Source organism: Amycolatopsis sp. H20-H5 (assembly GCF_035828755.1).
Lineage (GTDB): Bacteria > Actinomycetota > Actinomycetes > Mycobacteriales > Pseudonocardiaceae > Amycolatopsis.
On the sequence record NZ_JAYMZS010000015.1, the window covers coordinates 68497 to 80781 of the forward strand.

Here is a 12285-nt window from a genome sequence, read left to right on the forward strand (position 1 = left end):
TCAAGCACAGCAGCCACGGTGTCATCACCGCCGAGCTGCTGGAAAGGCTGGGCATACCGCAACGGACCACCTACCGAAGATGCCAGCCCACCAGGCAATGGACTCACCTGCTGCCCGGCATAGTTCTCTTGTCCCGCGCGACGCCGTCGGCGCGGCAGCGAGTGGAAGCGGCTCGCATGCACACCGACATGTTCGGCATTGTCACCGGTCTCGAAGCCGCGAGACGGTATGGCCTCACTGTGGAACCACCCGACACGCTGGTACACATGCTGGTTCCCGACAGCCATAAGTTCTCCAGCGCCAAGTTCACGGTGGTCGAACGGACCAAGTACTTCCCGGAGCCGAATGTCGTCGATGGCGTGCCGCTCGCGCCGCCTGCACGCGCGGTCTTGGACGGTGTCCGCCGGATCCGCGAGTACGTACCAGTCAGTGCCCTGCTGCTCGAAGCGCTCGAATCCGGGCTGTGCTCCCCCAACGAACTGTCTGCGGAACTGGAGGCGGGTAGCCAGCGAGGAACGGCTCTCCCCAGGGCAGTCCTGCGGCAACTCTCGGAAGACATTCGCTCGGTTCCGGAGCTGGAGGCAATCTCGATGTGGAAGCGCGCCGGCCTGCCGAAACCGCTGCACAACGCGAAGATCTTCACCGCTCAGCACCAGTTCATCGCCATGCCAGACTACTGGTGCGACGAAGTTGCACTCGCGTGGGAGATCGACTCCTGGTCCTTCCACGAAAAACGGCGCCACTACGCGAAGACACTGGCGAGGAACAGCCGGTACGCGGGGCAGGGCATCTCCGTCGTGCAAACCCTGCCGAGCAGACTGCGCCGAGAGCCGAACGCGGTGATCGCCGAGCTCCGAGCGGCCTACGCCGCCGCACGAGCGCGGCCGCGGCCCAACGTGGCAGCGGTACCCAGCCGGCGGTCCGCGGCTTGAGCGGGAACCCAAGTGTCATGGAAGGGTCTTTCCGGGCGAAAATTGCCCGGAAAGACCCTTTCATGACACCACTTACGGGAGGGGCTTAGCCGCGGAGGAACGGAGTTCCGTGGGTCACCGCGGCATAGGCGTCGACGGCGCCGTGGCCGTAGAAGCCGTTGAACTCGGGGGTTCCGGCGCAGGTGGCCGTGAACGACGCGTCGCGGCCTTCCTTGAGGTAGTCCACCGTGCGGGGGACGGGGCAGGCGATCTGGGACGCCGTGCCTTCGAGGACCCGCTGGACCGCGTCGGGGTTGAGGCCGAAGTCGCCGTGGGAGGACTTGCCGTACTGGGAAACGATCAGTGCGGCGACGCCGACCGCGTGCGGAGTGGCCATCGAGGTGCCCTGCAGCCACTGGTAGTAGCCGACCCGGCCGTCGGTGGCGGTCTCCTTCTTGATGCCGAGCGCGACGCCGGCCGGCGTCAACTCACCTGAAACGGCGTCGACGTTGCCCGCGGCCACTCCGACGTTGCGGGGGTAGGCCGAGAGGATCTCGTTCTCCAGCGTGCGGAACCACGGGGTGCCGAAGCCGTCGCGGAAGTAGCCGCCCGGTGCGGACACCGAGATCTGCTCGGTGCCGTAGCTCGAGTAGTCCGCCTTCGCCTGCGAAGGACCGAAGGAGCCGACACCGATGGTGTTCGGGCCCTCGACCGGGAGGGAGAGGCAGGTCGAGTTGTCGATCGTGCGGGGGTGGATCGCGTTGCTCGGGTAGTCCGGGCTCTTGACGTCGGGCTGCGGGGCGCCGAGGTCGGCGTGCTCGTTGCCCATCGCGACGACCTGGGTGACGCCCTTGTTGTGGGCGTACGTCAGCGCGCGGTTGACCGCCTCGACGATCGTGCGCTGCTCGGCCTTCTCCGCCGCCGAGTCGGCCGGGTTGTTCTGGCAGTTGAACAGCCACGGGTCGATGTAGAACGACATGTTGACCACATCGATGCCCGCGTCACCCGCGTACGTCAGCGCGTCGACGGTCGGCTGCAGGAAGAAGAAGCCGGAGTCCTGGCCCGCGCGGACGTTCACCAGCGAGACGTTGGGAGCGACGCCGGAGATGCCGAAGCCGTTCACCGCCGCGCCGATGGTGCCCGCCACGTGGGTGCCGTGGCCGTTGTCGTCGTGGTCGACCGGGTCGACGCAGCCGCGGTACTCACACGGCCCGTCGACGACCGTGCCGTTGACGTCGGCGACGATGTCGCGGGTGAAGTTGCGGGAGTCGGCCTTGTCGAAGTTCGGGGCGATGTCGGGGTGCGAGCCGTCGACCCCGGTGTCGATGATGCCGACCTTGACCCGCTTGTCCCCAGGCTGCACAGTGCGCGCCAGGTCCGAGCGCGTCGACTTGAGCCCCCAGAGCTGCTCGTCGAGCGGGTCAGTGCCGAGTGGTGTCTTCTTGGCCGCGGCGGAAGACTTCGGAGCGGCCTTCGCGGTACCGGCGGCCGCGCCTTCGGTCTCCACCTTCTCCGACCGGGCCTTGTCCGACTGAGCCTTGCCGTCCTTGGGTGCGGCGCCGATCGGCTTGGCCTTCGTCGCGCCGAACACGGCGCGGTTGGCCGAAACCCGCTCGGCGAAGCCGTTGGCGGGGGCGGTCGCGGTGACCAGCCCGACCGCGGTGTTGGTCTGGACGACCGTGCCGCCGGCGTCACGGACGGCCTTCTGGACCGCCGTGACGCTCTGGTCCTTCGAGGCCAGCACCGTGAACTCGGTGGTGACGCCCGAGAGCTGCGGTTGTGCGGCCGCTGTCGGCGCAGCCATTCCGGAGACTGCGCCGATCAGCGGTACCGCGAGTGCGGCGACGAGCAGTTTGGGTCTTTTCACGTGTTCCTCCTCGGAATACCGTTACTGCAACGTACATTTACGACAACGGCACAGCAATGAGGAACCGACTAAAGTAAGTACCCGTTACACGACGCCCGCTTTTTCCTCCGCGAAATGACACGCCGACAGGTGCCCGTCGGTGCGCGCCACCAGCGGCGGCTCCTCCTGGGCACAGATGTCCTGCGCTTTCCAGCACCGGGTCCGGAAATGGCAGCCCGACGGCGGATTGATCGGGCTGGGCACGTCGCCTTCCAGGCGGATCACCTGCCGCTGCCCGCGTACCGCCGGATCGGCGATCGGGACGGCGGAAAGCAACGCCTGCGTATACGGATGCGACGGGTGTTCGTAAATTTCCGTCTCGGTTCCGATTTCGACGATCTTTCCGAGATACATCACCGCGACCCGGGTGGAAAGGTGGCGGACCACCGAGAGGTCATGCGCGATGAAGACGTAGGACAGCCCGAGTTCACGCTGCAGTTCCCCGAGCAGGTTCATCACCTGCGCCTGGATCGACACGTCGAGCGCCGAAACCGGCTCGTCGCAGATGATCACCTTGGGCCGCAACGCGAGCGCCCGCGCGATCCCGATGCGCTGGCGCTGCCCGCCCGAGAACTGGTGCGGATAGCGGTTGATGTGCTCGGGGCTCAGCCCGACCACCTCGAGCAGCTCCCGCACCTTCTGCGCCCGCGAACCCTTGGGCGCGACCTCGGTGTGGATCTCGAACGGCTCCCCGATGATGTCACCGACCGTCATGCGCGGGTTCAGCGACGTGTACGGGTCCTGCAGCACGATCTGGATCTCACGGCGCATCCGCCGCAGCTCCGCACCGCGCAGCGAGAAGATGTCCCGCCCCTCGAACGTGGCGACGCCGCCGGTCGGCTCCTCGAGCCGCATCAGCACTTGCGCCAGGGTGGACTTGCCGCAGCCGGACTCGCCGACCACGCCCAGCGTCTCGCCGGGCATGAGGTCGAACGAGACCCCGTCCACGGCCTTGACCTGCCCGATGGTGCGCTTGAACAGCACGCCCGAACGCACCGGGAAGTGCTTGACCAGAGACTCGACCTTGAGGATCGGCTCAACCATGACTACTCACCACCTCGTCGGCGAAGTGACACGCGCTGGTGCGGCCGAACCCGAGGGTGTGGAGCGCGGGAACCTCGGTCCGGCACCGGTCCTCGGCTCGCTTGCAGCGCGGATTGAACGGACAGCCGGGCGGGATGTTGAGCAGTGACGGCGGCAGGCCCTTGATAGTTTCGAGCACCTGTCCCCGCAGCTCGAGGCGCGGCAGGGAATCCATCAGTGCCGAGGTGTAGGGATGCCCCGGCGTGCGGAACAGCTCACCGACCTCGGCCTGCTCGACGATCCGCCCCGCGTACATCACGGCGATCCGGTCGGCGACCTCGGCGACCACGCCGAGGTCGTGCGTGATGAGGATGAGCCCCATCTGCCGTTCGACCTGGATCTCCTTGAGCAGGTCCATGATCTGGGCCTGCACGGTGACGTCGAGCGCGGTGGTCGGCTCGTCCGCGATCAGCAGATCGGGGTCGAGCGCGAGCGACATCGCGATCATCGCGCGCTGCCGCATCCCGCCGGAGAACTGGTGCGGGTAGTCGCGGATCCGCTTGTCCGGGGCGGGAATGCGCACGATGTCGAGCAGCTCGATCGCCCGCTTGCGGGCGTCCTTGCGGCTCATCCCGCGGCGCACCCGCAGCTGCTCCTCGATCTGGAACCCGACGGTGAACACCGGGTTCAGCGCGGAAAGCGCGTCCTGGAAGATCATCGCGATGCTGTCGCCGCGCAGCAGGCGGCGCTCTTCCTCGGGCATGGTCAGCAGGTCTGTCCCGCGATAACGCACCTCGCCCGCGGTGATCACCCCCGGCGGCACGTCGAGGATGCCCATGATCGTCTGCGCGGTGACGCTCTTGCCGGAGCCGGACTCGCCGAGCACGGCGAGCGTCTCCCCGGCGCGCACCTGGTAGCTGACGCCGTTGAGCACGTTCGCGACGCCGTCACTGGTGCGGAACTCGACGTGGAGGTCTTCGACTTCCAGCAGCAGTTCACTGGTTGAATGGTCCATTGTGGACATCGACTACCTCCCCTTCGGGTCTAGTGCGTTGCGGAGACCGTCGCCGAGCATGACGAAGGCGAGCACGGTGATGCTCACGAACGCGGCGGGGAACAGCAGCATGTTCGGGTCGTTGCGGAAGTAGTCGCGCGAGTCGCTGATCATCACGCCCCACGAAACCACCGGCGGCCGCACCCCGATGCCGAGGTACGCCAGCGTCGCTTCCGCGCCGATGGCCGCACCGAGCGCGATGGTCGCGTACACCAGCACCGGCGCGAGCGTGTTCGGCAGCAGGTGCCGGAACACGATCCGCGGGGTGCTCGCGCCGAGCCCGCGCGCGGCCTTGACGTAGTCGAGCTGCTTGGCCACCAGCGTGGCCGACCGCATGAGGCGCATCGCGACCGGCCAGCTCAGGATCGCGATCGACGAGACCACCTGGACGATGATGGTCACCGCGCCCGGGTTCGACCCCGGGGCGTTGAACGTCGTCAGGATGACGATCGCGCCGAGGATGAACGGCAGCGAGGCGAAGATGTCACCGAAGCGCGAAAGAATGCTGTCGATGAGACGGCCGTAGTACCCGGCGATGATCCCGACGAACCCGCCGAACAGCACGGTCAGCAGGGTCGCGAACACGCCGACGAGCAGCGAGGCGCGCGTGCCGTAGATCGTCCTCGCGTAGACGTCGTAGCCCTGGTTGTCGTAGCCGAACCAGGCGTCCGCCGAGGGACCCATGTTCGCCATGTCGAGGTTGCTGTAGCCCGCGGGCCGCGAGCTGAACACGCCGGGGGCGATGGCGACGATCACCACGAAGGCGATGATCACCGCGGAGATGACGAAGGTGGGCTTGCGGCGCAGGTCGCGCCACGCGTCCCCCCACAGGCTGCGGGGCTTCTGCGGCCCGCTCCCGGAGTCGTCGATACGGCTGAGCGCGGCGGGATCGACCGCCGGCGCACCTGCCACAGTGGGGTCAGTCATAACGGATCCTCGGGTCGAGAACGGCGTACAGGAGGTCGATGATCAGGCTCGTCAGCAGGTAGACCACGACGAGCAGGACGACCACCCCGGTGACGGTGGCACCTTCACGGTTCTGGATGCCGCGGAAGATCAGGCCGCCGATGCCGTTGATGTTGAACACGCCCTCGGTGACGATCGCGCCACCCATCAGGGCGCCGATGTCGGTGCCGAGGAAGGTGATCACCGGGATCACGGAGTTGCGCAGCAGGTGCACGCCGACGACGCGGCTGCGTGGCTGGCCCTTGGCGATCGCCGTGCGGACGTAGTCGGCGTGCCGGTTTTCGGCGATGCTCGTTCTCGAAAGCCTGGCCACGTAAGCCATGGAAAGGCTGCCCAGTGCGAGCCCAGGGACGATCAGTTCCCCGACCGTCGCGTCCGCCGACACGCTGGTGTCGATGATGCCCCACTCGGTGCCCAGCACCAGCTGCAGCACGATCGCGGTGACGAACACCGGCAGCGAGATCAGGAAGGTCGTCGACATGAGCACCAGGTTGTCCAGGAAACCCTTGCCGCGAAGCCCGGTCAGGATGCCGGCGCTGATGCCGATGATGGCCTCGATGGCCACCGCGATGAGCGCGAGGCGCACGGTCACCGGGTAGGCGGTGGCGATCATGTCGCCGATGGAGTTGCCGTTGAAGGTCTCACCCCAGTCGCCGGTGAACAACCGGCCGAGGTACTTGAAGTACTGCACGAAGATCGAGTCGTTGAGGTTGAACTTCGCCGTCATCTGATCGATGTAGGCCTGTGGGCAGGCGACCTGGCCGCACTTACCGGAAAAGGGATCACCAGGTACGGCCCAGACCAGGACGTAGATGAGGAAGGTTGTTCCGAAGAAGACCGGGATCAGTTGCAGAAGCCGCCGCAGGATGTACTGGGTCATGCGTCCGTTCCTTGGAGCGCTCGACGCCCGAGAGTGGCTAGCGGCAGGGTGCTGCCGCTAGCCACTCAGGGGGTCGAGATGGTGGGAAAAGCGTCAGCTCGCTACTTCGATGGAGGAATAGTCCGCCAGCCGGCGGAAGTCGAGGTTGGCCGTCTTCAGCCGGCTCGACTTCGCCGCGACACCCTTCTCGTCCCACACCGGGATCGAGGGAAGGTCCTTGGCGATCAGGTCTTCCGCCTCCTGGTAGAGCTTGATCGCGGCGGCCTTGTCGGCGGTGCCGTCAGCCTGCTTCAGCTTCGCGTCCACGGCCGGGTTGGAGTAGCTCGAGTCGTTCGAGGACGCGCCGGTCTTGTAGATCGGGTTCAGGAAGTCCTCGATCGACGGGTAGTCCGCCGACCAGTCCGAACGGCCCATGCCGGTCAGCTTCTTGCCGACGACGATGCTGCGCCACTGACCGAAGTCGGTGGCAGGCACGAAGTCGCACTCGACGCCGAGGGCGTTCTTGATGCTGTTGCACGCCGCCACCAGCGGCTCCTTGCGGCCACCGTCGGCGTTCGAGGCGATGGTCAGCTTGCCCTTGAAGCCCGACTTCGCGAAGTACTCCTTGGCCTTGGCCGGGTCGTACTTGCAGAACTCGCCGCAGACGCCGGGGCGGTAGCCCTCGATGCCCTGGGAGACGTAGCCGTCGGCCGGGACGTAGGTGTCGTTCATGACCGTCTTGGTGATCTGCTCGCGGTTGATCGCCAGCGAGATCGCCTTGCGCAGGTCGGGGTTGTTGTAGCCGGGCACGTAGTACGGCACGGCGATGGTGCTCAGGCCCAGCAGGTGACCCTGGACGAGTTTGTCGCCGAGGTCGGCCTTGTACTTGCCACCGGCGATGGCCGACGGCGGCAGGGTCTCCATGAAGTCGAGCTTGTTGCTCTGGAGGTCCTGGTACGCGGTTTCCTGGCTGGCGTAGATACGGACTTCGAGGTCCTTGAACTTGACCTTGTCCTCGCCCTTGTAGTCGTCGAAGCGGGTCAGCTTGATGTTGACGTTCGGCGTGCGGGAGACGAACTTCAGCGGGCCGTTGCCGACGGGGTGCTCACCGAAGGCCTTCGGGTCCTTGAAGAAGACGTCCGGCAACGGCGCGAAGGCCGTGTAGCCGATCATGGTCGAGAAGACCGAGAACGGCGCCGAGAGGGTGACCTGGAACTCGTAGTCACCGACGGTCTTGAGGCCGGTCATCTTGTCCGTGGTCGGCGCCTTGGCGCTGACGGTGTCGTAGCCCTCGATCGCCGAGAAGAAGCCCTCGTTGATCTGGCCGTTGGGGCCGTAGGCCGCCCAGTTCCAGGCGTCGACGAAGTTCTTCGCCTTGACCTCGGTGCCGTCGTGGAACTTCCAGCCCTGCTTGATCTTGATGTCGAAGACCTTGGAGTCGGTCGTCGTGATCGAGTCGGCCATCAGGTTGTACGGGGCAGCCGTGTCGCCCCGGTAACCGACGAGGGCGGCGAACATGGGCTGGACAGCCTTGGTTCCGCCGAGCTCGTTGGTGTTGCTCGGGATCAGGGTGTTCTGCGGCTCCGTGCCGTAGACCGACACCGAGGCGTCCGCGTTCGAAGCGCCTGACTTGGTGTCACCGCCGCCACCACAAGCCGCCAGCACCAGCGCCATGGTTGTCACCACCGCAGTGGCTCCCCAGAACCTGCGCGATAGCCGCATATCCCACCCTCCTGAATCATCTTGACGGGCGACACGCACGTCTGTAGACGCACGGGCCCGATGGTGACACGACGTTAGCGGGAGGGCGGTGGACGATCACAGACAGATGTGTTGCAAATGGGTGACGATGAAGACGCAGACCCAGTCAGAGCACAACTTTCGTAGGAAAAGGGATCCTCCGAAAGAGTTAACCTCCACTGCTTGTCATCAGTCGTGCACCCGGGGTACGAGCAGGTGTACCGGCCGGAAACTCTGTGTCACCAAGGAGTGTCACACCAAAGCAGTGTCACACCAGAGAAAGAGCGATGCCGTCCAGAATGTCGTGTTCGCTGATGACCAGGTCCACCGGACCGCCGCGAGCGGCGAGCTGCTCCGCGAGCACCTGCATGATCACCGAGCCGCCGCCGATCACATCCACCCGTCCGGGGTGGATCACCGGGTTGGCCGCCCGGGTGGCGTGATCCGCGGTGAGCAGTGACTGTGCGACACGATCGAGGTCGGCGGGCGAGAGCCGTGAGAGGTGGACGCGCTCGGAGTCGTACGCCGGCAGCTCCTGCGCCACCGCGGAGAGCGTGGTGACGGTGCCTGCCACCCCGATCCAGGTCTTCGCCTTCGAAACGTCCACGACGTCGAACGCCTGCGCGAGGATCTTGCCCGCCAGCTCCCGCGCCTCGGCGATCTCGGCGGCGTTCGGCGGGTCGGACTTCAGCGCCCGCTCGGTGATCCGCACACAGCCGATGTCGACCGACTTGGCCGCGATCACCTCGGCCTTGCGCCCGTCCCAGGTGCCCAGCACCAGCTCCGTCGAGCCGCCGCCGACGTCGACCACCACGAACGGGCCGTCGTCGGAATCCTGCTCGCCGACCGCGCCGGTGAACGACAGGCGCGCCTCCTCGTCCCCGCTGATGACCTCCGCCTCGGTGCCCAGCACCGCACGGGTCATCGCGAAGAACTCGTCGCGGTTGCTCGCGTCCCGCGTCGCCGAGGTCGCGACCATCCGGACCTTCTCGGCACCCTTGCGGCGCGCGGCGGCCGCGTAGTCGACCAGCGCGGCCCTGGTGCGCTCCAGCGCTTCCGGCGCGAGCCGTCCGGTGGCGTCGACGTCCTGGCCGAGCCGGACGATCCGCATCTCGCGGTGCAGGTCACGGAGGTCCACTGTGCCGTCATGGCGTGGCGTCAGCTCGGCGACGAGGAGGCGGATGGAGTTGGTCCCACAGTCGATCGCGGCTACACGAGGCATGGTGACGAGTTTAGTTCGTCGGCCGGTGCACTCGCGGAACCACCGCACGAATCCTCGACAGGACCTTTTGACTGCCCCTGAAGGCCACCATCACGGCGTTAGACGCCGTGATGGTGGCCTTCAGGGGCAGCTGAAGCGGTGGGGGACGCCGTGGTGGTCGTTGTCGTGGTTGTCGGGGAGGTGCAGGAGGGTGAGGGTGGGGCCGGGGTGGTTGAGGATCCGGGTGGGGATGTCGTCGTGTTGGGGGGCGACGTCGTGGGCAGGGTCACCGTTGTTGTCGTGGGGGTGCAGGTGGGCGACGGCGTGGTTGACGTCTGGGTGGACGTCGACGTGCCCGTCGTCTGGGTCGGGGGGAGCGTGGGGGCACTGGTGCCCGGTGTCGGCGTGGGGGGCACCGGTGGGGGCGGGACCTCCGCGGGCGGCGGGGCGGCCGCCGCGTTCGGGGCGCCGACCGGGACCTTGCTGTCCGCCGTGGGCAGGACACCGTTGCGGTACGCCTCGGCCCACAGGATGACCGTGTTCACGTACGTGTCCGAGTTGTTGTAGCGGTAGATCGCGGCGCGCAGCGGGTCCGGGCTGGAGAGGTCCAGGCCACCGGAACAGAGGTAGCGGCCGGTCGCCAGGGAGGCGTCGTAGATGTTGTTCGGGTTGGACTCGCCGTCGCCGTTGCCGTCGGAGGCGTAACCCCACCAGGTCGACGGGATGAACTGCATCGGGCCGACAGCGCGGTCCCACACCTTGTCGCCGTCGAACCGGCCCTGGTCGGTGTCCGGGACCGCCGCGAACGGGCCGGCGCCGTTGAGCACCGGGCCGAGGATCGGCTCCAGGGTGGTGCCCTTGGCATCGACGTACCCACCACGGGCGTGGTTGGACTCGATGCGGCCGATGCTGGCGATCAGTGCCCAGTCGACGTGACAGCCCGGCAGCTCGCCCGTCAGGATCCCGGCCGCCTTCTTGTACGCGTCGAGCGCGGTGGACGGGATGCCGAGCGGGCCGTTGGGCAGCTCGTAGGCGGGCAGCGGGAGCGGGCTCGGCGAGTTCGGGAGGCTGCCGTCGACGCCGATCCCCTGACCGAGGATCGGGTCGTAACCACCTTCGAGCGCGACGTCGGAACTGTGCACGGTGCTGGCCACGTTCACCCAGCTCGCGGCACCGCCGGACGCGGCGAAGGCTGGCACCACGGCGAGCACGCCGCCGGTGATCGCGAGGAGGGTGCGGTGCCTGCGGCCGAGTCTGCGGGCCAGGCCCCCGATGGCGCCTGGCCGGTGCCGCACACGCATACGTCAAACCCTCCCGGTCGGGTCCCCTGAACAGGTGACCCGATGCTTACTTATGTCGTGTGAAACTGCCGTACTCACCATGCAGTACTCACCGGCTCGATTCACCCCTTCGAGGTGACCGAACAGGTGATAGCGGCTGAATTCACCCACCCAGACCCACTATCTGTTCACACGGAGCAAGCGTTACCCGGCGCGGTCACCCGGCGCAGTCACCTGATGGCCACCCGCCAGCACGCAGCAGGGCGAGCGTCTCGTCGCCGAACGGGTTCACGCCCGGCCCGACGGCGAGGGTGTGCGCGAGGTGGACGTGCAAGCACTTGACCCGGCCGGGCATACCGCCCGCGGTGACCTGGGTGCCGAGGGACTCGATGGCGTCGCGCTCCGCGAGGTACGTCTCGTGGGTGCGCAGGTACGCCGCAGCGAGGTCCTCGTCGGTCGAGAGCCGCTCGGTCATCTCCTTCATCAGACCGGACGCCTCGATGCCGCCGACCAGTGAGTTGAGCTTGGGGCAGGTCAAGTAGTAGAGGGTCGGGAACGGTGTGCCGTTCTCCAGGCGCGGGCTGGTCTGCACCACCGATGGGTGCCCGCTCGGGCAGCGCGCGGCGATCGCCCGCAGCGCACGGGGCGGCCTGCCGAGCTGTTCCGCGATGACCTCCCGGTCGAGGTCGGTGACGGGCTCGAACCGGGGCGTTTCCGTGCTTTTCACGTTCGTCAGGCTATAAGACGGCCGAAGGGGACCTCCCCGACGTCCGGTGTCGTGCAGTGCCTATTTCAAGAATGTCCCCTTCAGAAGCCCGCGACCTGATCCCACAGCTTCTCGTACCAAGAGCCCTTCGGGACGGCCTGCTGTCCCGGCGCGGGCGCCTGCGCGGGCGCCTTGTCCTCGGGCAGCTGGACGATGTACGGCGTCTCGCCCGGCTTGACGAACCGCAGCCTGCGGCGCGCCTCGGCCTCGATCTGCGCGGGGTCGCTCAGCTCGTCGCGGCGGGCTTGGAGCTGAGCGACCTCTCGCTGCAGTGCGGCCTGGTCGTTCTGCTGCTGCGTGACTTCGGACTTCTGGCTGAGGTAGGTGCGCAGGGGCACGGCGATGGTGAACGCCAAGGCGCACACCACGATCGCCACCACCGCCGCGCGGCGGGTGGTGGACATGCCGAGCACCTTCGCGGCACCGGACGCCCGCTTCGCGGCCAGCCCGCGGCGGAACCGCGTGCGGGTGTCCTCCGCCGAGCCGCGACGTCCCCGTTCGGGCCGGCGGGCTCGCGTGGAGGCGGCCCCGCCGGTCCGGGTGCCGCGGCTGCGCGCTCTCCCCCGGTCAGCCATGCCC

At 67.3% G+C, this 12285-nt stretch carries 11 protein-coding genes; 1 reads left to right on the forward strand and 10 read right to left on the reverse strand.

What is annotated here, in order from left to right; all coding sequences use genetic code 11:
* Positions 1-176 precede the first annotated feature (176 nt).
* Positions 177-932 (forward strand): hypothetical protein, encoded by a 756-nt coding sequence (locus QMK34_RS11750; RefSeq protein ID WP_326413786.1) that lies wholly within the window; start codon positions 177-179, stop codon positions 930-932.
* Positions 933-1017: 85 nt separating this feature from the next.
* On the opposite strand, the gene QMK34_RS11755 is transcribed toward QMK34_RS11750, so the two are convergent.
* The 10 genes from QMK34_RS11755 to QMK34_RS11800 all read right to left on the reverse strand — a co-directional run bounded on the left by QMK34_RS11755 (position 1018) and on the right by QMK34_RS11800 (position 12281).
* Positions 1018-2715, reverse strand: a complete 1698-nt coding sequence (locus QMK34_RS11755) for a S8 family serine peptidase (protein WP_326413856.1) — start codon at positions 2713-2715, stop codon at positions 1018-1020.
* A 147-nt stretch (positions 2716-2862) separates the two neighbouring features.
* Positions 2863-3861 (reverse strand): ABC transporter ATP-binding protein, encoded by a 999-nt coding sequence (locus tag QMK34_RS11760; protein ID WP_326413787.1) that lies wholly within the window; start codon positions 3859-3861, stop codon positions 2863-2865.
* On the reverse strand, positions 3854-4864 hold the full coding sequence (locus QMK34_RS11765; RefSeq protein ID WP_326413788.1) for an ABC transporter ATP-binding protein: 1011 nt from the start codon (positions 4862-4864) through the stop codon (positions 3854-3856). Before QMK34_RS11765 ends, QMK34_RS11760 begins: the two co-directional genes overlap by 8 nt.
* Before the next feature lie 3 nt (positions 4865-4867).
* The gene (locus QMK34_RS11770) at positions 4868-5821 is read right to left on the reverse strand and encodes an ABC transporter permease (protein ID WP_326413789.1); all 954 of its coding nucleotides are present in this window, start codon (positions 5819-5821) and stop codon (positions 4868-4870) included.
* Positions 5814-6740 carry an ABC transporter permease gene (locus tag QMK34_RS11775; protein WP_326413790.1) on the reverse strand — a complete coding sequence of 309 codons (927 nt, stop codon included), beginning with the start codon at positions 6738-6740 and terminating at the stop codon, positions 5814-5816. Before QMK34_RS11775 ends, QMK34_RS11770 begins: the two co-directional genes overlap by 8 nt.
* Before the next feature lie 93 nt (positions 6741-6833).
* Complete coding sequence (locus QMK34_RS11780; RefSeq protein WP_326413791.1) at positions 6834-8441, reverse strand: peptide ABC transporter substrate-binding protein; 1608 nt, start codon at positions 8439-8441, stop codon at positions 6834-6836.
* Between the two features lie 286 nt (positions 8442-8727).
* Positions 8728-9681 carry a Ppx/GppA phosphatase family protein gene (locus tag QMK34_RS11785; RefSeq protein ID WP_326413792.1) on the reverse strand — a complete coding sequence of 318 codons (954 nt, stop codon included), beginning with the start codon at positions 9679-9681 and terminating at the stop codon, positions 8728-8730.
* A gap of 98 nt (positions 9682-9779) precedes the next feature.
* A complete protein-coding gene (locus tag QMK34_RS11790; protein ID WP_326413794.1) occupies positions 9780-10961 on the reverse strand; it encodes a lytic transglycosylase domain-containing protein in 1182 nt (393 codons plus the stop codon).
* Between the two features lie 196 nt (positions 10962-11157).
* Positions 11158-11667: a DUF501 domain-containing protein gene (locus QMK34_RS11795; protein ID WP_326413795.1), complete on the reverse strand. Its 510-nt coding sequence runs from the start codon at positions 11665-11667 to the stop codon at positions 11158-11160.
* An 80-nt stretch (positions 11668-11747) separates the two neighbouring features.
* Entirely contained in the window at positions 11748-12281 is a 534-nt protein-coding gene (locus tag QMK34_RS11800; protein WP_326413796.1) for an FtsB family cell division protein, read from the reverse strand.
* Positions 12282-12285 lie beyond the last annotated feature (4 nt).

Excerpts from the sequence above, each read along its gene's own strand:
- QMK34_RS11750 (WP_326413786.1), top strand. The coding sequence starts at position 177 with ATGCACACCGACATGTTCGGCATTGTCACCGGTCTCGAAGCCGCGAGA.
- QMK34_RS11755 (WP_326413856.1), bottom strand. The coding sequence starts at position 2,715 with ATGGCTGCGCCGACAGCGGCCGCACAACCGCAGCTCTCGGGCGTCACC.
- QMK34_RS11760 (WP_326413787.1), bottom strand. The coding sequence starts at position 3,861 with ATGGTTGAGCCGATCCTCAAGGTCGAGTCTCTGGTCAAGCACTTCCCG.
- QMK34_RS11765 (WP_326413788.1), bottom strand. The coding sequence starts at position 4,864 with ATGTCCACAATGGACCATTCAACCAGTGAACTGCTGCTGGAAGTCGAA.
- QMK34_RS11770 (WP_326413789.1), bottom strand. The coding sequence starts at position 5,821 with ATGACTGACCCCACTGTGGCAGGTGCGCCGGCGGTCGATCCCGCCGCG.
- QMK34_RS11775 (WP_326413790.1), bottom strand. The coding sequence starts at position 6,740 with ATGACCCAGTACATCCTGCGGCGGCTTCTGCAACTGATCCCGGTCTTC.
- QMK34_RS11780 (WP_326413791.1), bottom strand. The coding sequence starts at position 8,441 with ATGCGGCTATCGCGCAGGTTCTGGGGAGCCACTGCGGTGGTGACAACC.
- QMK34_RS11785 (WP_326413792.1), bottom strand. The coding sequence starts at position 9,681 with ATGCCTCGTGTAGCCGCGATCGACTGTGGGACCAACTCCATCCGCCTC.
- QMK34_RS11790 (WP_326413794.1), bottom strand. The coding sequence starts at position 10,961 with ATGCGTGTGCGGCACCGGCCAGGCGCCATCGGGGGCCTGGCCCGCAGA.
- QMK34_RS11800 (WP_326413796.1), bottom strand. The coding sequence starts at position 12,281 with ATGGCTGACCGGGGGAGAGCGCGCAGCCGCGGCACCCGGACCGGCGGG.